Source organism: Telluria mixta (assembly GCF_029223865.1).
Lineage (GTDB): Bacteria > Pseudomonadota > Gammaproteobacteria > Burkholderiales > Burkholderiaceae_D > Telluria > Telluria mixta.
In genome coordinates this window covers 5,609,528-5,627,191 of sequence record NZ_CP119520.1, presented here as the reverse complement: position 1 = coordinate 5,627,191, position 17,664 = coordinate 5,609,528, and the positions used below count along the sequence as shown (strand labels likewise).

At 66.8% G+C, this 17,664-nt stretch carries 13 protein-coding genes; 4 read left to right on the top strand and 9 right to left on the bottom strand.

Features of this window, described 5'->3' with window-relative positions; genetic code table 11:
• Window positions 1-57: 57 nt before the first annotated feature.
• From P0M04_RS24820 to P0M04_RS24795, 6 genes are all read right to left on the bottom strand, one after another.
• Entirely contained in the window at window positions 58-1,842 is a 1,785-nt protein-coding gene (locus P0M04_RS24820; RefSeq protein ID WP_259452194.1) for an IlvD/Edd family dehydratase, read from the bottom strand.
• A gap of 6 nt (window positions 1,843-1,848) precedes the next feature.
• Window positions 1,849-2,733: an SMP-30/gluconolactonase/LRE family protein gene (locus P0M04_RS24815; protein ID WP_259452193.1), complete on the bottom strand. Its 885-nt coding sequence runs from the start codon at window positions 2,731-2,733 to the stop codon at window positions 1,849-1,851.
• The gene (gene xylB / locus P0M04_RS24810; protein ID WP_259452192.1) at window positions 2,730-3,518 is read right to left on the bottom strand and encodes a D-xylose 1-dehydrogenase; all 789 of its coding nucleotides are present in this window, start codon (window positions 3,516-3,518) and stop codon (window positions 2,730-2,732) included. Before xylB ends, P0M04_RS24815 begins: the two co-directional genes overlap by 4 nt.
• Window positions 3,519-3,539: 21 nt before the next feature.
• On the bottom strand, window positions 3,540-4,712 hold the full coding sequence (locus P0M04_RS24805; protein ID WP_259452191.1) for a fumarylacetoacetate hydrolase family protein: 1,173 nt from the start codon (window positions 4,710-4,712) through the stop codon (window positions 3,540-3,542).
• Between the two features lie 16 nt (window positions 4,713-4,728).
• Entirely contained in the window at window positions 4,729-7,119 is a 2,391-nt protein-coding gene (locus tag P0M04_RS24800) for a glycoside hydrolase family 3 N-terminal domain-containing protein (RefSeq protein WP_259452190.1), read from the bottom strand.
• A gap of 303 nt (window positions 7,120-7,422) precedes the next feature.
• Complete coding sequence (locus tag P0M04_RS24795) at window positions 7,423-8,535, bottom strand: LacI family DNA-binding transcriptional regulator (protein ID WP_259452189.1); 1,113 nt, start codon at window positions 8,533-8,535, stop codon at window positions 7,423-7,425.
• A 183-nt stretch (window positions 8,536-8,718) separates the two neighbouring features.
• Here P0M04_RS24795 and P0M04_RS24790 point away from each other — a divergent pair, with 183 nt between their 5' ends.
• The 4 genes from P0M04_RS24790 to P0M04_RS24775 all read left to right on the top strand — a co-directional run bounded on the left by P0M04_RS24790 (window position 8,719) and on the right by P0M04_RS24775 (window position 14,870).
• Entirely contained in the window at window positions 8,719-10,944 is a 2,226-nt protein-coding gene (locus tag P0M04_RS24790; RefSeq protein WP_259452188.1) for an alpha-glucuronidase family glycosyl hydrolase, read from the top strand.
• Window positions 10,945-10,982: 38 nt separating this feature from the next.
• On the top strand, window positions 10,983-12,116 hold the full coding sequence (locus P0M04_RS24785) for an endo-1,4-beta-xylanase (RefSeq protein WP_259452187.1): 1,134 nt from the start codon (window positions 10,983-10,985) through the stop codon (window positions 12,114-12,116).
• Window positions 12,117-12,219: 103 nt separating this feature from the next.
• The gene (locus P0M04_RS24780; protein ID WP_259452186.1) at window positions 12,220-13,584 is read left to right on the top strand and encodes a glycoside hydrolase family 27 protein; all 1,365 of its coding nucleotides are present in this window, start codon (window positions 12,220-12,222) and stop codon (window positions 13,582-13,584) included.
• An 86-nt stretch (window positions 13,585-13,670) separates the two neighbouring features.
• Window positions 13,671-14,870, top strand: a complete 1,200-nt coding sequence (locus tag P0M04_RS24775) for a GGDEF domain-containing protein (RefSeq protein WP_259452185.1) — start codon at window positions 13,671-13,673, stop codon at window positions 14,868-14,870.
• On the opposite strand, the gene P0M04_RS24770 is transcribed toward P0M04_RS24775, so the two are convergent.
• The 3 genes from P0M04_RS24770 to P0M04_RS24760 all read right to left on the bottom strand — a co-directional run bounded on the left by P0M04_RS24770 (window position 14,857) and on the right by P0M04_RS24760 (window position 17,489).
• Window positions 14,857-15,582 carry a GH12 family glycosyl hydrolase domain-containing protein gene (locus P0M04_RS24770; RefSeq protein WP_259452184.1) on the bottom strand — a complete coding sequence of 242 codons (726 nt, stop codon included), beginning with the start codon at window positions 15,580-15,582 and terminating at the stop codon, window positions 14,857-14,859. The two genes, P0M04_RS24775 and P0M04_RS24770, sit on opposite strands and share 14 nt — an antisense overlap.
• Window positions 15,583-15,800: 218 nt before the next feature.
• Window positions 15,801-16,205, bottom strand: coding sequence for an alternative ribosome rescue aminoacyl-tRNA hydrolase ArfB (arfB, locus tag P0M04_RS24765; protein WP_259452183.1), 405 nt, complete (start codon window positions 16,203-16,205; stop codon window positions 15,801-15,803).
• A 6-nt stretch (window positions 16,206-16,211) separates the two neighbouring features.
• Window positions 16,212-17,489, bottom strand: coding sequence for a cyanophycinase (locus P0M04_RS24760; RefSeq protein ID WP_259452182.1), 1,278 nt, complete (start codon window positions 17,487-17,489; stop codon window positions 16,212-16,214).
• Window positions 17,490-17,664 lie beyond the last annotated feature (175 nt).

The following is a 17,664-nucleotide window of genomic DNA, read 5'->3' as shown; positions in this document are numbered from 1 at the left end:
CTTTGGTTCGGGCATAAAAAAAGGCCCGCGAACGGGCCCTCGTCGGGTTCAGGACGATCAGTGGTTATGACGCGGCATGTCGTGGCCGACGTCGCGATACTGCAGCGCCATCTCCATCACGGCACCCGTGTGCAGCTGGCCGACGGTCGCGCGGTAGATCTGCTGCCACGGCGTCTGGTTCGGCGGGATCGGCGGCGGCGCATCCTTGCGGCGCGCTTCCAGTTCCTCGTCCGGGATCAGCACGTTGCAGCTGCCCGTGTTCAGGTCCACGCGCACGCGGTCGCCCGTGCGCAGCAGCGCCAGGTTGCCGCCCGCCGCGCTTTCCGGCGACGCATTCAGGATCGACGGGCTGTCCGACGTGCCGGACTGGCGGCCGTCGCCCAGCGTCGGTAGCGCGTTGATGCCCTTCTTGATCAGTGCATCGGGCGGTTGCATGTTGACGACTTCCGCCGAACCCGGCCAGCCCACCGGACCGGAACCGCGGATCACGAGCATCGTGTTCTCGTCGATGCCGAGTGCCGGATCGTTGATGCGGTGGTGGTAATCGTCCGAACCGTCGAACACGACGACCTTGCACTCGAACGCGTTTTCCGAACCCGGCGTCGACAGGTAGCGCTGGCGGAAGGCGTCCGAGATCACGCTCGTCTTCATGATCGCGAAGTCGAACAGGTTGCCCTTCAGGACCATGAAGCCGGCCTTCTGCTTCAGCGGCTGGTCGAACGGGGTGATCATTTCGCGGTCATGGCTCTCGCGGCCGACGAGGTTCTCGGCCATCGTCTTGCCGGTGACGGTCTGGCGCTTCGAACGCAGCAGGCCTTTCTGCTCCAGCTCCCACATGATGGCGGGCGTGCCGCCGGCGCGGTGGTAACGCTCGCCGAGGTATTTGCCGGCCGGCTGCATGTTCAGCAGCAGTGGGACGTCGTAGCCGTATTCCATCCAGTCTTCGGGCGTGATCTCGACGCCGGCGTGACGCGCCATCGCCACGATGTGCGGCTGCGCGTTGCTGGAACCGCCGATCGCGGCGTTGACGACGATGGCGTCGATGAAGGCGTCGCGCGACAGGATCTGCGACGGACGCAGGTCTTCGAACGCCATGCCGACGATGCGCTTGCCGGTTTCATACGCCATCTGGCCGCGTTCGCGGTACGGCGCCGGAATGGCCGAGCAACCGGTCAGCGACATGCCCAGCGCTTCCGCGATGGCGTTCATCGTCGATGCGGTGCCCATCGTGTTGCAGTGGCCGGCCGACGGGGCCGATGCGGTCGCGATGTCGATGAATTTCTTTTCGTCGATCTCGCCCGCGGCGAGGCGACGGCGGCCCTTCCAGATCGCGGCGCCGGAGCCGACCAGTTCACCTTCGAACCAGCCGTCCAGCATCGGACCGCCCGACAGCACGATCGCGGGGATGTCGACGGTGGCGGCGGCCATCAGCTGGGCCGGCGTCGTCTTGTCGCAGCCGGTCGTCAGCACGACGGCGTCGATCGGATAGCCATGCAGGATCTCGACGAGGCCCAGGTAGGCCAGGTTGCGGTCCAGCGCCGCGGTCGGGCGGCGGCAGTTCTCGAAGATCGGATGCAGCGGGAATTCCATCGGGATGCCGCCGGCATCGCGGATGCCGTCGCGCACGCGCTTGGCCAGGTCCAGGTGGATGCGGTTGCACGGCGAGATGTCGCTGCCGCTCTGGGCGATGCCGATGATCGGCTTGCCCGAACGGAGTTCCTCAGGGGTGATGCCATAGTTCATGAAGCGCTCGAGGTAGAGCGCGGTCATGTCGATGCGCTCTTCGTTGTCGAACCAGTCCTGCGACCGGAAGCGCTTCGGTTTGCTGTTCTGTTGTGTCATTCCGTATTACTCCTGCAGCCGCAGCACGTGGTGCGGCAATCCGGCCGTCTCGGCGCGGAAGGTGAACAGCGCGCCCGCGAGCGGCTGCTGGGCCAGTTCCTCGGCCGTCAGGCCCTTGCGCGCCGACGTCGCGTACACGGTGCGCAGGTCGGCGCCGGCAAAAGCCAGCTTGGTGATGTTCGAGCAGGGGAAGCGCACTTCGCCCACCTTGTCGCCTTGCGGATTGCGGCGCTCGATACGCCAGCCGCGGAACACCGCGATCCACACGTGACCCTCGGCGTCGACCGCCATGCCGTCCGGCCAGCCGCCGTCCGTGATCTCTGCGAACAGGCGCTTGTTCGACAGGCTGCCGTCTTCCGCCAGGTCGAAAGCATACACCCGTTTATCGAGCGTGTCGGTGTGATACAGCGTGCGTCCGTCCGGGCTCACGGCCGGGCCGTTCGTGATGATGTAGCCGTCGTCCATGCGCACGACGTGCTTGCCGTCGAAACGGTACAGCACACCCGACGGGGCCTCCTCCGCGTCGTCCATTGAGCCGAACCACAGCAGGCCCTGCGCATCCACGTGGCCGTCGTTGAAGCGGTTGCCGGGGACGTCCGCCTCGACCTTCACGAACGGCACGAATTCGCCGGTGCTTTCCACGAAGCGGTACAGGCCGTCCTCCAGCGAAACGACGAGGCCGCCGTCCGTGGCGCGCACGACGAAGCTCACCTGGCCGGGCGCGTCCCAGCTCTGCCTGGCGCTGCCGTCCGCCGCGCAGCGGTGCAGGCGCTTGCCTTTGATGTCGACGAACCAGACCTGGCCGTTCGGGGCATCCCACAGGACGCCCTCGCCCAGCGTCGCGCCGACTTCCCACAGCGGCGTGGGTTGCGTGGCGATCGCGGTACTCATGCGCCGTACCAGCCCGCGTCGACGAAGTACTCGCGGCCGCTGATGTGGCGCGCGTTGTTCGACGCCAGGAACAGCGCCAGCGCGGCGACGTCTTCCATCTCCACGCGCTCGGGGATGCACTGGCCGGCCAGGATGCGGGCTTCCTCATCCGGGTTGTGCCACAGCGCCTTCTGGCGCGGCGTGACGACGGCGCCCGGGACGACCGTCACGGCACGGATGCCGTGCGGGCCGAATTCGCGCGCCATGTTGCGGGTCATGCCTTCGATGGCGGCCTTCGCCATCATGTACAGGCCCAGCTGGGTGTGCGGCAGGTGCCACGAAATCGAACCGAAGTTCAGCAGCACGCCGTACTTGCGCGCTTTCATGCCCGGAATGACGGCCTGTGCGCAGAAGTACTGGTGGCGCAGGTTCACGTTCATGCGGCTTTCCCAGTATGCCGGCGTCACGTTCTCGATGTCGTGGCGGTCGTCGTTGGCCGCGTTGTTCAGCAGGATGTCGACGCCGCCCGCTTCCTCTTCGATGCGCGCGAAAGTCGCCTTCAGCTCGTCGAGGTTGGTCAGGTCGCACTTGATGAACTTCGGCGCGATGCGCGAACCGGCCAGCGTCGCTTCCAGGGAACGCGAGGCTTCCTCGGCGATGTCGAGGAAGTAGACGCGGGCGCCCTGGCCGGCGAAGGCCGTGGTCAGCTCGGCGCCGATGCCGCTGCCGCCGCCGGTGATGACGACGCGCTTGCCGGCGAGGTCGGGGAACGTCGCGTAGACGAATGCTTGGTTTTGTTCAGACATGTAATTCTCGTTATGTTCAGTTCACAGCAGGCCGCGTTGGGCCAGGTTGGCGTACAGCGCGCGCACGCCGAAGGTCCACGGTGCGATCTGGTCGCTGCGCTGGACGGTATTGACCAGCGTGCCCAGCGACGGCGTGGAGATGCTCACGCGGTCGCCCGCGTGGTGGGTAAAGCCGCCGCCTTGCGCGTCGCGGTCCTTGATCGGCGAGAACATCGTGCCGAGGAACAGCATGAAGCCGTCGGGGTATTGATGATGCTTGCCGCAGGTCTGGCGCACGAGGTCCAGCGGGTCGCGGCTGATCTCGCGCATGAAGCTGCTGCCTTCCAGTTCGAAGTTGTCGTCGACGCCTTCGATCAGCATGCGGACTTCCGCGTTGCGCAGCGTGTCGATGTTGAAGTCGCCGTCGAACAGGCGGATGAACGGGCCGATGGCGCACGAACCGTTGTTGTCCTTCGCCTTGCCGAGCAGCAGCGCGCTGCGGCCTTCGATGTCGCGCAGGTTGACGTCGTTGCCCAGCGTGGCGCCGACCACTTGCGCGCGGCTGTTCACGGCCAGGACGATTTCCGGCTCCGGGTTGTTCCAGTGCGACGACGGGTGCAGGCCGACGGCGGCGCCATGGCCGACCGCCGACATCGGCTGCGACTTGGTGAACACTTCCGCGTCCGGGCCGATGCCCACTTCCATGTACTGCGACCACATGCCGCGTGCCGACAGGTCGGCCTTCAGGCGCATCGCGGCCTCGCCGCCCGGTTCCAATTCCGACAGGTTCGTGCCGATGGTTTCCTGCAGCTGCTGGCGCATCGCGGCCGCGCGGGCCGGATCGCCCTTGGCCTGTTCTTCGATCACGCGTTCCAGCAGGCTGACCGCGAACGTGACGCCGCACGCCTTGATCGCCTGCAGGTCGCACGGGGCCAGCAGGCGCACCGGCGCACCCTCGTCGCCTGCCAGCGCGGCGGCGACGAGCGCATTCACGTCGCCCAGGTCCTCGCCTTCCGCGCCGCGCACGATGGCGACGAGGTCGTCGCGCTCGAGCAGTTCGGACACGGTCGGAGCGTGGCGCGTGATATCGATTACACGACCGTTACGAACGGCGACCACGGCCGGGCCTTCGGATGGGGTGCTGCGCCAGACGCGGCCGACCATCAGAGCCTGGTCGAGGTCCTGCGGCAGCGGATTGGCTTGGATTGCTGTCATGTCTTGTCTCTCTTGGTTATGCCACCGTCAGCGTTGCCTTCTTCAGGTCGACGCTGTTCGGTCCTGCGAAAATGGTGAACGTCCCCGGCTCCACGACGCGTTTCATGTCGGCGTTGTAGAACCACAGGTCGGTCGGTTTGATGTCGAAGGTGACCGTGCGCTTTTCGCCCGGCTCCAGGGTGACGCGCTGGAAGCCCTTCAGTTCGAGCAGCGGACGGGTGACGGAGCTGACGTCGTCGCGGATGTACATCTGCACGACTTCGTCGCCGCGCACGGCGCCCGTGTTCTGCACGTCCACTTGTACCTGGGTCGTGCCGGAGACTCCCATCCGGTCCTTCGTGAGGCGCGGCGCGGAGATGTCGAAGCGGGTGTACGACAGGCCGTAGCCGAACGGGTACAGCGGCGTCGTGGTGTCGTCGATGTAGCCGCGGCGGCTGCTCGGCTTGCGGTTGTAGTACATCGGCAGCTGGCCGACGTTGCGCGCGATCGTCACGGGCAGTTTGCCGCCCGGGTTGGCGCGACCGAAGATCAGGTCGGCGACGGCGTGGCCCGTTTCCTGGCCCATGTACCAGCATTCCATCAGCGCGTCGGCGCGTTCGGCCAGGTAGTTCACGGACAGCGGACGGCCGTTCAGCAGCAGCACGACGGTCGGCTTGTTCAGCGCGAAGATGGCGCGTGCCAGGTCGTTCTGCTGGCCGATCAGGTCGAGCGTGGTGCGGTCGCCCAGGTGGTTGTCGGCCCAGGCCTCGCGTGCCGTCTGCTCGTTGTCACCGAGGACCATGACGATGGTGTCGGCCTTCTTCGCGGCTTCCACCGCCTCGGCGATCAGGCGCGCATTGACTTCCGGCTTGGTCCAGACGATTTCGTCCTGGCCCCACACGTGGCCTTCCGTCAGGCGCACGCCTTCCGAATAGTCCAGAGTGAAGCCGCCCGCCTGCGCTTCCTTCTGCAGCGATTCGTGGATGGAGACGACGTGGCGCGGCTTGTCGGAGTAGCCGCCGATCGGTGTGTCCTTCGCGTGCGTACCGACCAGCAGCAGCTTGCCGACCTTCTTCGGCGCGAGCGGCAGCAGGCCTTTGTCGTTTTTGAGGAGGACGGCGGTGCGCTGGGCAGCCTTGCGCGCGAGGGCGATGGCTTCCGGCGTGGCGGTGCGCGCGTCGGCCTGGGCGGCGTCCGCGTACGGGTTCTCGAACAGGCCCGCGTCGAATTTCCAGCGCAGGATGCGCCGCACGACGGCGTCGAGTTCCTTCGTCGTGATCTTGCCTTCCTTGACCAGTTCGTTCAGCGCGGCGAAGCCGGCGGGATCCGGCGTCTCGATGTCGACGCCGGCCTTGAATGCGCGCAGGCCGCCTTCCTTCACGGAGCCGACGAGGTGGTGGCGGCTGCCCAGTTCCGCGACCGCCATGTAGTCGGACACGGTCAGGCCCTGGAAGCCCCATTCCTTGCGCAGCACGTCCGTCAGCAGCCAGCGGTTGGCATGCGACGGGACGCCGTCGATCTCGTTATACGACGGCATCACGGCCGCGATCTTCGTTTCCTTGATGATCTTCTCGAACGGCGGGAAGAAGTCTTCGCGCAGCGCGCGTTCGCCCACGTTCGCGGGGCCGATGTTGGTGCCGGACTCCGGCTGGCCGTGGCCCGTCATGTGCTTCAGCGTGGCGAAGACCTTGTCCTGCGCCAGCGGCAGCGTATTGCCCGAAAAGCCCAGCACGGCCGCCTTGCCCATCACGCCGCACACGTGCGGGTCTTCGCCATAGGTCTCTTCGATGCGGCCCCAGCGCGGCTCGCGCGCGACGTCGACGACGGGCGCCAGCGCCAGGTTGGCGCCGCGTGCACGCATTTCCTTCGCGGCGAACGAGAAGATCTGCTCGACCATCTGCGGATCGAACGAGGACGCCAGGCCGATCGCCTGCGGGAAGCTGGTTGCCTCCGGCGCCACGTAGCCGTGCAGCGATTCCTCGTGCATGAAGACCGGGATGCCCAGGCGCGTGTTCTCCAGCGCCCACTTCTGCACGGCGTTCACGTATTCCGCCGTTTCCTTCGGACCGCGGTTGCCGACGGCACCCGAGTTGCCGGCATTGTTGTCCGCGCCGATCTGGCGGTCGGACGGGCGCGCGAACATGCCCATGCCGTGCGGGTGCACGCGGCTCGCCTTCTCGGCGTTGAAGCTCGTGTCTTCGTTCTGCAGATCCTTTTTCGTCAGCCAGACGCATTGCAGCTGCGCGATCTTTTCATCGACCGTCATGCGGCCCAGCAGGTCTTCCACGCGGGACGCGACGGGCGCGTTTGCCTGCTTGTAGACCGGTGCGCCGCCCTTGACGGCCTTGGCCGCCATCGCGCCGGGCACGACTGCCATGCCGGCCGCGCCCCCAACGGTGGCCAGAAACTCTCTGCGTTTGATACCCATCGACTTATGTCTCCTGCTTGTTTTTGTAAGTGCCGCCGTATGGTCGGCGGCGTGTAGTCTGCCTGGCATGCGGTAGGTCTTTGCCCAACATTCCAATAACAAAAATGTTACCGCAACCATTCCAGTCTAAACGTCTAATTTGGCGCTTGTCAATGAATTATTGGGAAGATGTCCGGCAGAGGCGACGCAACGGCTGCAGGCAGTGGCAGAAATGGCAGGAAAAGAGGGAATTCAGGATGTTTGCGCGAACAGTTTATGCGTCGCGCGTAGCGGGCCGCGGCAGGATGCCGCGGCCAGGAGGGATCAGCCGGCGCGCTTGGCGGCCGAGAGCGGCAACAGTGCGGAAGGACGGGTACGCGGGGCGGCGTCGGACTGGCGGCGCACGAGTTCGAACTCCATGCGCACCTGTTCCGGATCGGCTTCCTCGCCTTCGCGCAGCGCACGCACGCGGCGCACGAGCGACTGCACGGCCTCGCGCGCCATGCCGGCGATCGGCTGGCGCACCGTGGTCAGTTCCGGCCAGATCGTGGTGGCGAGCGCCGTATCGTCGAAGCCGGTGACGGTGAGGTCGCCCGGCACGTCGAGCCCGAGACGGTGCGCGACGGCGACGCAGGCTGCCGCCATGTCGTCGTTGCTGGCAAAGATGGCGGTCGGACGTTCTTCCAGCGCCAGCAGGTGTTCGGCCGCGTCCAGGCCCGAGCGGTACGTGAACATGCCCTGCACGACGAGTTCCTCGGACGCGTCCGCGCCCTGCTCCGCAATCGCCGCCCGATAGCCTTCGAGGCGGCGCGCGCTCGCGGTCTGGTTCGGATGGCCGACGACGAAGCCGATGCGGTGATGGCCCAGGTTGATCAGGTGGCGCGCCATGGCGTGCGCCGCTTCGTAGTCGTCGATGCTGACGGCGCCCACGCGGCTGTCCGGCAGGCCGCACGCGACGACGACGGCCGGGATGTTCGCGTCCGCGATGGCGGCGAGCACCTCTTCGCTGTCGCACAGCGGCGGCGGCAGGATGATGCCGTCCAGGCCGTTCTCGACGAGACGGCGCGTCTGTTCCGCTTCATGCTCGCCCGCTTCGCATTTTTCCACGAACAGCTGGACGTTGTTCAGGCCCGACTGGCTCAGGAGGCCGACGAGGAACTCGCTCAGGTAGGCCGCGCTCGGGTTACTGTACAAGAAGCCGACGCGGATCGGCTTGGAGCCGGCGAGGTTGCGCGCCTCCTGGTTCGGCGTGTAGTTCAACGCCGCCACGGCTTCCGCGACCTTGCGGCGCGTGCTTTCGCGCACGAGACCCTTGCCGTTCATGACGCGCGATACCGTCATGGCGGACACGCCCGCGAGCTTGGCGACGTCGGCCATCGTCGGCTGGCCCCGGCGTTCCAGCTCTTCCTGGACGGACTCTGGTTTGGTTTTAGACATTCTCCCGATTCCCCATCATTTTTTGTTTGCGCTATCTTAGCACTTCACGGGCGTGCAAAGATAGCTATAAAAATGGCCGTAAACACCCAGAAATCGATTTCCCATTTCCAAAGTTTGCGCTAACATTCCTGCGCCGGACGGGCCGCCGCATCCGGCATTCATATAAATACAACGGAGACTACAATGGAACGTTTGATGCGGCATGCCCGCGCACGCCTGCTGGTTGCCCTCGCGCTGAACGTCGTTCTCGCACTGTTCGGCACCCGCCTCGCCCACGCCGCCGATGAAGACGGCTACGACCTGTGGCTGCGCTACCGCCCCCTTCCCGCCGCCCAGCGCTCCGCACTGGCAGCCGCCGCCACCGGCATCACGGCACCGGACGACACCCCGACCGTGCGCGCCGCCAGCGCGGAACTGAAACGCGGCCTGGCCGGCATGCTGGCCCGGCCACAGGACGCCATCCCCTCGAACGCCAGGGCACGCGCCGGCGCGGTCGTCCTCGCCCGCGCCACCGTGCCGGCGGGCCTGGCCGACGCGGACGCCGTGCGCCGCGACCTCGCGGCCGCCGGTGCCGAAGGCTATGTCGTGCGCCGTACGCGCCAGGGCGGCGTCCCCGTCACGCTGATCGCGGCGAACACGGACATCGGCCTCCTGTACGGCAGCTTCGCGTGGCTGCGCCAGCTGCAGCTGGGTATCTCACCCGACAGGATCGCCCTCGTCGACAAACCTGCGCTGCCGCTGCGCGTGCTGAACCACTGGGACAACCTGGATCGTACGGTGGAACGCGGCTACGCGGGCGAGTCGATCTGGAACTGGTGGGAGCTGCCGAACATCGTCGACCCGCGCTACACGGATTACGCGCGCGCCAACGCGTCGCTGGGCATCAACGGCACGGTCCTCAACAACGTCAACGCCAAGGCCGAGGTGCTGAGCCCCGCGTTCATCGCCAAGACAGCCGCTATCGCGAACGTGCTGCGCCCGTACGGCATCCGCGTCTATCTGTCCGTGCGCTGGTCGACGCCGCTGGAACTGAAGGAAACGAAGACGGCCGACCCGCTCGACCCCGCCGTCGCCGCGTGGTGGGCCCGCAAGGCGGACGAGATCTACCGGACGATCCCCGACTTCGGCGGCTTCCTCGTCAAGGCGAATTCGGAAGGCCAGCCCGGCCCGCAGGACTATGACCGCAACCACGCGGACGGCGCCAACATGCTGGCGCGCGCGCTCGCGCCGCACAAGGGCATCGTGATGTGGCGCGCCTTCGTCTACAACCCGCCTGCGCACCCGAGCCAAGGAAGAGAAAAAAGCGGCGATCGCGCCGCCCAGGCGTACGACCAGTTCAAGCCGCTGGACGGCAAGTTCGACAAGAACGTCCTCGTGCAGGTGAAGAACGGCGCCATCGACTTCCAGCCGCGCGAGCCCGCGCACCCGCTGTTCGGCGCGATGCCGGACACGCCGCTCGTGATGGAATTCCAGGTGACGAAGGAATACCTGGGCTTCGCCACCCACCTCGTCTACCTCGGTCCCCTCTTCCAGGAGACGCTGCGCTCCGACACCCGTGCCGGGAACAAGCCCATGACCGTCGCGCATGTGCTGGAAGGCGCACAGGATGCGCACGTGGGCGGCATCGCAGGTGTCGCCAACATCGGATCGAGCCGCAACTGGACCGGTTCCACGTTCGACCAGGCCAACTGGTATGCCTACGGCCGCCTCGCATGGAATCCTGACCTGGACAGCCGAGCCATCGCGCGCGAATGGGCGGGCCAGACGTTCGCGCCGGATGCACGCGTCGTCGACCCGGTCGTCGCCATGATGATGCGCTCGCGCGAAGCGGTGGTCGACTACATGACGCCGCTCGGCCTGCATCACATGATGGGGACCGGCCACCATTACGGTCCCGCGCCATGGGTCGACGACCTCGGACGCGCCGACTGGAACCCGGTCTATTATCACCGCGCCGACAGGAACGGCATCGGCTTCGACCGCACGTCCAAAGGCAGCAATGCCGTGGCCCAGTACGCGCCCGAGGTCGCGCGCCGCTTCGCCGACCCGGCCACGACGCCGCCCGAATACCTGCTGTGGTTCCACCACCTGCCGTGGGACTACCGCATGCCGGACGGCCGCACGCTGTGGGCGGACATCATTGCGCACTACGACCACGGCGTGGCCGAAGTGGCGGCGATGCAGGCCGACTGGCAGCGCCTGCGCCCGTTCGTGGATGCGCAGCGCTTCGACGACGTCGCCCAGCGTCTGGCCCAGCAGCAGCGCGAGGCCGCATGGTGGCGCGACGCGTGCATCGCGTACTTCCAGCACCAGTCCGGCCGCGCACTGCCGGCCGGCGTGCGCGCGCCCGCGCAATCCCTCGAGTATTACCGGTCGCTCTCTTTCCCGTTCGCGCCCGGCCACGGCTGAACCTTTTAACACCACCACGCAAAACAGAAGGAACCATAATGACTACGAGACGAGAGATCATCCAGGCGCTTGCCGGCGCCGCCCTGCTGCCGGCCGTCGCGCCGTTCGCGCGCGCACAGGGCCCCGCGGGCGAAACACTGAAGGACGTCGCGGCCCGCAAGGGCATGCGCTTCGGCACCGCCATCAGCGCAGGCCGCAACCAGTTCGGCGATGCGGCCTACCGCGCCCTCGTCGAGCGCGAGTGCAACCTGATCGTGCTCGAGAACGAGATGAAATGGCAGGCGCTGGAACCGGCGCCGGGCAAGCCGAACTTCGGCCCCGCCGACGACGTCATCGCCTGGGCGCGGGACAAGGGCATCGCCGTGCGCGGCCACAACCTGTTCTGGCAGGCCGAGAAATGGGTGCCGGCATGGGTCGCCAAGCAGAACTTCGGCCCGCAGCCCGCGAAAGCCGTCGAGCAGCTGATGCGCACGCACGTGAGCACCGTGTGCGGCCACTTCGGCAAGAGCATCAAGAGCTGGGACGTCGTCAACGAAGCCGTCGACCCGGCCGACGGCAAGCTGCGCCAGAACGCCCTCACGAAGCCGCTGGGCGCCGTCGAGCAGATCGACCTCGCGTTCCGCCTCGCGAAAGAGTATGCCCCGCAGGCGCAGCTGGTCTACAACGACTACATGCGCGGCGACGCCGGCAGCGCGAAGCACCGCGCGGGTGTCCTGGCCCTGCTCGCGGACCTCAAGAAGCGCGGCACGCCGGTCAACGCCCTGGGCCTGCAGAGCCACATCGGTTCGTGGGACGAAACCGACAAGGGCCGCTCGGACCTGGTCGAGTGGCGTAAATTCCTCGATGAGGTATCGGGCATGGGCTACGACCTGCTGATCACGGAACTGGACGTGAACGACCGCCGCCTGCCGGCCGACATCGCCAAGCGCGACGCCGGCGTGGCCGCCGCCACCCGCGACTTCCTCGACGTGACCCTGGCCTACCCGCGCCTGCGCGACATCCTCGTGTGGGGCCTGGCCGACAACATCAGCTGGCTGCAGACGTGGGACGAGGCGCCGCGCACGGACAAGCTGCCGATGCGCCCGACGCCGTTCGACGCGCAATTGAAAGCGAAGCCGATGAAGCAGGCGATCATCGACGCCATCAAGGCGGCGCCGGCACGCCAGGGCTGACCTGCGATATCGATTCGGGTATCGGTCGGCGCGCACAAGTAATTGGTGCGCCGACCGATCGGTACTTATACTCGCGCGACGCTCATCAACTCTTTGCCCGCACATGGACTCGAATCGCCGCCGCATCCTTACCGCTTCACTCGCCACCGCTGCCGCCGCCGGCATCCCGTCGCTCGCTTTCGCCGCAAAATCCAGGTCGCCTTCGCCGGCCGCGGGCCTCGCCCCGACGCCGCCGATGGGCTGGAACAGCTGGAACTCGTTCGGCCCGACCATCACGGAAGCCCAGGCGCTGGAAAACGCCGACATCATGGTCGCGAAACTGCTGCCGTTCGGGTACAACGTCTTCACCGTCGACATCCAGTGGTACGAGCCGAACGCGAACAGCTACGAGTACCGCAAGGACGCCGAGCTGACGATGGACCAGTACGGCCGCCTGCAGCCGGCGCCGAACCGCTTCCCGTCCGCGGCCGGCGGCGCGGGCTTCAAGAAGCTCGCCGACCAGATCCACGCGCGCGGCATGAAGTTCGGCATCCACCTCATGCGCGGCATCCCGCGCCAGGCCGTGCGCCTGAACACACCGATTCTCGGCACGAACCTGCGCGCACAGGACATCGCCGACACGAAGGCGATCTGCGAGTGGAACGGCGACATGTACGGCGTCGACATGAAGAAGCCGGGCGCCCAGGAATACTACAATTCCGTGTTCAAGCAGTACGCGGCGTGGGGCGTCGACTTCGTCAAGATGGATGACATGTCGCGCCCGTACGACCGGAACTGGCCGGAAGTCGAGGCCGCGCACAAGGCCATCGCAGCCAGCGGCCGTCCGATCGTCCTGAGCCTGTCGCCGGGCGAAATGGACCTGCGCTGGGCCAACCACGTGCCGCACTATGCGCAGATGTGGCGCATCTCGGACGACTTCTGGGACGAATGGCGCCTGCTCAACGACCAGTTCCAGCGCCTGGAAAACTGGAACCCCGTCATGGGCGAGAACTCGTGGCCCGACGCCGACATGCTGCCGCTGGGCCGCCTCGCCCTCGGCGCGCGCGATACCAAGTTCACGCCCGACGAACAGCAGACACTGATGTCCCTGTGGAGCATTGCCCGCTCGCCGCTGATCATGGGCGGCGACCTGCGCCACCTGGACGCGAAGACGCTCGCACTGCTGACGAACCCCGAGGTGCTGGCCGTGAACCAGCGCAGCCGCGACAACCGTCCGCATCGCGCGGATGCCGGCACGCGCATCTGGAGCGCGCGTTCCGCCGACAAGCGCAACCTGCAGTACCTGGCGCTGTTCAATACGTCCGACGCGCCCACGGAAACCGTGTTCGACCTGTCGCGCCTGGACCTGGGCAACCGCAGCGTCGCCGTGCGCGACCTGTGGGCACGGCGCGACCAGCCGGCCGCCCGCGGCGCGCTGCGCATCACGCTGGCACCGCACGCGTCGACGTTACTGGGCCTGTCCGCCTGACCGCGACAAAGAATAGCGTCGATCCAGATTTTGGAACATAATGGTCCGGTTCGCGCCGGCCCTTTATGTTCCCGTCCATCGACCGCATGAGAATACACCCGCTCACCGGCGAGTTTGCGCTGCCCGCAGACGAAACCGCGTTCCTCGTCCACCAGCTGCCGCAGACGCGGGCCCTGCTGGGCTACACGCTCGTGTTCTGCACGCTGTTCTACGTGGCGTTCTCGATCTCGGACCTGGCCGCGCTGGGCTATGGTCCGACCTACCTGAAGCTGTGCGCGGCGCGTGCCGTCGTCGCCGCGACGGCCGGCACGTGCGCCTGGCTCGCTTACCACAGGCCGCTGAGCCTCCACGCGACGCGCATCGCCGCCTGCGTCGCGGACGTGGTGGCGCTCGCATGCTTCATGTTCATTGCCGTACTGCGCCCCGACGAGTTCCACTGGCACGCGATGTCGCTCGGGATCATGCTCATCGTGATCTACCTGTTCATCCCCAACAGTTTTTCCAACGCCCTTGTGCTCGCATGGGGCGCGACCGCCGTCTTCCTTGCACTGACCGTGACGTACGGCCGGCTGACGGCCGCCGACGACGTCACGATGGTCATGCTGCTGGTGCTGGCGAACGCGTTCGGCGCGCTCGCGGCGCGGCGCTTCAACCAGGTGTCGCGCGAGGAGTACCAGGCACGCGTGCAGCTCCAGCACACGGCGGCGCGCGACCACCTCACCGGCTGCTTCAACCGGCGCTACCTGCACGAGACCCTGATGCGCCCAGGCCAGGTGCGCGCGGCGGAGCATGGCGGGCTGGTGACGGTGGTCCTGTGCGACATCGATCACTTCAAGCGCATCAACGATACCTACGGCCACGCCAGCGGCGATGCCGTGCTGCGCAGCTTCGCGGACCTGTTGCGGCGCATGACGCGCGACGGTGTCGACAGCGTGGTCCGCTACGGGGGCGAGGAATTCCTCGCGATCCTGCCCGGCACGGACCTGGAAGGCGGCATCCACCTGGCCGAACGGCTGCGCACGCGTTTCGCCGACACGAGCGTCCTGACCGACGACGGCACGGAGCACGTGCGCACGACCGCGAGCTTCGGCGTCGCCTGCGCCGACCCCGCGGCCGATGGCGGGCATCACGTGCTGCGCGACCTTATCGCCATTGCCGACAAGCTGATGTACGACGCCAAGCGCGGTGGACGCGACCGCGTCCACGCGCGCTGCGCCTGCGCCAACGACGCGGCGGGACCGGGTCGCGAAAGACCGCGCCGCGCGGGACTGGTCAATAGGCGGTGACCGAGAAGTTGCGGGCGCCGAAATCCATGCCGCCCGACGACGACGTGATCTCGAACCCGTACTGGACGTCGCCCAGCGTCACGTTGCCGATCCAGCCGAGGTTCTGCAGATAGCGCATGATGGCCAGGATGTCGACGGTCGTGTTGTTCGTCTTCGTCGTGCGCAGGAACGAATACACCATGTTGCCGCCGTTATTGCCGCGATAGACATTCCACGTCGCGCCGCCGACGTTCACGTTCGTGTACACAGGGATCGCGCAGCCGGTGGCCGTCCAGTTGTACGAGACCGGCTTGACGTTGCCGCAGCCGGCCGACGTGCCCGTGTAGTTCAGCCACAGCATGATCTCGTTGGCGTGGTTCGAGTCCCAGATGTCGTACGTGGATTCCCAGGCGCCGCCGGCCGGCGTCGTGGCCGACACGACGGACGTCACGCGCGACAGCGCGCTCAGCGACTTGCCGACGTAGAAGCTGATGTGCGGGTAGGACTTGATGCCGCCGGTGTTCGGCTGGTTCGACCACACGCCCCAGTCGGTCGGCGAGTTGACCCACAGGGTCTGCGGCCCGGCGCCCTGCCCCCAGATGTCGTTATTGAAGGTGTACGCGCCCATCGTGGTCGACCCGTACTGCGCGGTGGTCGACCAGGTTGCCGCCTGTGCCGGGGCGACGAGAGCCGCTGCCAATGCCACTGCCGTGATGCAAAGTGCGTGCTTCATATAGTCTCCTTGATGTTCGCCCCACTTGAAGCGGACCGCAACCGCCGTATCCGCATACGGCATCCGGGGCCTTGTTGCCGCATTCTTATTTTTATGTAACCGATTTCATCGTAGAGACGGCCATGTGCAGCGTCAATCGTGCTAACACTGATTGTTAACCGCTATCACGGGAGACATGCCAACTTCGTATGGCAAATGCGGATTTCGATATGGCTGGCTTATTCGCGGACCTTGCCGCGCAAGGCTTTTACCTGCCCGCGGCCGGCCTTGGATTCGAGCCTGCGTCGCTGCGAGCCCAGCGTGGGACGCGTGGGCCGGCGCACGAGCGGCACGGCGGCGGCCGCATCGACGAGCGCCTGCAGCCGCGCCAGCGCCTCCGCGCGGTTGCGCTCCAGGCTGCGCGCGGACTGCGCCTTGATCACGACGACGCCGTCGCGCGTGATGCGCGTGTCGGGCAGCGCGCGCAGGCGCTCCTTCACGTCCGCCGGCAGCGAGGACGCGCCGATGTCGAAGCGCGCCTGCACGGCGTTCGACACCTTGTTCACGTTCTGCCCGCCCGGGCCCTGCGCACGGATCGCGCTGAACTCGACCTCGTCCGGATCGATGGCGACGGGCGGACGCATGCGCGGTCAGCGGACCTGGTTGCCCAGGATCGCGCCGCCCGCCGTGCCGAACACGAACGGGCCGTTCAGCGACGAGCCGTCCGCGTAGGTCGTCGGTGTCTGCTGGGTCCAGCTGGACAGGTTGAACGTCGCATTGGTCTTGAAGCTGTACTGCGGCGCCGACGGATACGGCGACGGCTGCGCCACCTGCGCGCTCAGGCGGTAGACCTGCACGCCGCTGTTGATGTCCAGCGTCTTCTTCGCGGCGCACTGCGCCGGCGTGCGCGCGAGCTTCGTGAAGTAGGCGGAGTTCTGCGGCGCGTACGGTGCCGTCGTGTTTTCCGGGTTGTACGGGTTGGCGACCAGTTGCGCCTTGACGCTGCCGCGCGCGCCGGACACCAGCACGGCCGTCTCCTCGTCGACGCCGACGCCCAGCACCTGGTCGAACTGTTCGACGCCGCCGGGACAGCCGTTGCCGATGCGGGATACGAAACCGATCAGGCGGCCCAGGCGGTCGCGCGTATTGAAATGGTCGTCCGTGATCGTCTTTTCCAGGCCCGGGATGCTGATGAAGCTGCCGGTCTGGACGAACTTGCCGGACGACGTGTTGAGCGGATCGATCGTCATGTAGCGGTTGAACGGATTGGCCAGCGCCTCGTCCGACGTGACGGTGTCGTTCAGCGCGACGAACGCATACTGGCCCAGCATCGCATTCCCCGCGCTCGTGCCGCCGATCGGGACGCCCGCGTTGACGGCGCGCTGCAGTGCGGCGGCCAGCGGCGTGCTTTGCCAGTACTGGTAGTAATCGGCCTGGTCGCCGCCGGCGATGAAGATGGCGCTCGCTTTCGAGACCACGTCCAGCACGAACGGATCCGCCGCCGCGGTGCGGCTCGGGACCACGAGCGTCTCGACGGAGGTCACGCCCAGATCGAGGCCGCCGACCATCTCGTAATTGCGCGACGTCGTGGTATCGACGGTACCGAGACGGCTGTAAACGTACGGGTTGTACGCATCGCCGCCCGTTGCGCGCAGGATGACGAAGCGGCCGCCGGTGGCCTTCGTGATGCCGGCCTGCGCGATCATCCAGCGGAACGCCTCGGCCACGTCATAGCCGCCGCCCATCAGCACGACGGAGGGCGTGCAGACCGTCTCCCAGCACGACACCGGTTTCGCGCGCACGGGCGTGGTCGGATTGCCCACGTAGCTGTACGTGTACCTGGGACCGGCGTGCGCCGCCTCGGCGGCGAGCAGCGGAGCGATGGCGAGCAAGGCGCGAGCGGCCTTGGATTTCAGCGTAGAAGTCATGTGGGCTCCAATGGGCGATGGGTTCGGGACGGCAGGCTATGGCAGGCTCAGCATATTATCTTTTTTGCACCGCCGGAACCAGCCGCGCGCATGGATTGCCGGTTTTTCGGCATTTGCACCACACGCGGGCGGCGTGTATCGTCATGCCTGACCGCAGAAGTGCCCCGAGAAATCC

Bases quoted from the DNA above. Each gene is read 5' to 3' on its own strand.
- P0M04_RS24815 (WP_259452193.1), bottom strand. From the start codon at position 2,733: ATGAGTACCGCGATCGCCACGCAACCCACGCCGCTGTGGGAAGTCGGC.
- arfB (WP_259452183.1), bottom strand. From the start codon at position 16,205: ATGCGTCCGCCCGTCGCCATCGATCCGGACGAGGTCGAGTTCAGCGCG.
- P0M04_RS24820 (WP_259452194.1), bottom strand. From the start codon at position 1,842: ATGACACAACAGAACAGCAAACCGAAGCGCTTCCGGTCGCAGGACTGG.
- P0M04_RS24770 (WP_259452184.1), bottom strand. From the start codon at position 15,582: ATGAAGCACGCACTTTGCATCACGGCAGTGGCATTGGCAGCGGCTCTC.
- P0M04_RS24795 (WP_259452189.1), bottom strand. From the start codon at position 8,535: ATGTCTAAAACCAAACCAGAGTCCGTCCAGGAAGAGCTGGAACGCCGG.
- P0M04_RS24790 (WP_259452188.1), top strand. From the start codon at position 8,719: ATGGAACGTTTGATGCGGCATGCCCGCGCACGCCTGCTGGTTGCCCTC.
- P0M04_RS24775 (WP_259452185.1), top strand. From the start codon at position 13,671: ATGAGAATACACCCGCTCACCGGCGAGTTTGCGCTGCCCGCAGACGAA.
- P0M04_RS24785 (WP_259452187.1), top strand. From the start codon at position 10,983: ATGACTACGAGACGAGAGATCATCCAGGCGCTTGCCGGCGCCGCCCTG.
- P0M04_RS24780 (WP_259452186.1), top strand. From the start codon at position 12,220: ATGGACTCGAATCGCCGCCGCATCCTTACCGCTTCACTCGCCACCGCT.
- xylB (WP_259452192.1), bottom strand. From the start codon at position 3,518: ATGTCTGAACAAAACCAAGCATTCGTCTACGCGACGTTCCCCGACCTC.
- P0M04_RS24800 (WP_259452190.1), bottom strand. From the start codon at position 7,119: ATGGGTATCAAACGCAGAGAGTTTCTGGCCACCGTTGGGGGCGCGGCC.
- P0M04_RS24805 (WP_259452191.1), bottom strand. From the start codon at position 4,712: ATGACAGCAATCCAAGCCAATCCGCTGCCGCAGGACCTCGACCAGGCT.
- P0M04_RS24760 (WP_259452182.1), bottom strand. From the start codon at position 17,489: ATGACTTCTACGCTGAAATCCAAGGCCGCTCGCGCCTTGCTCGCCATC.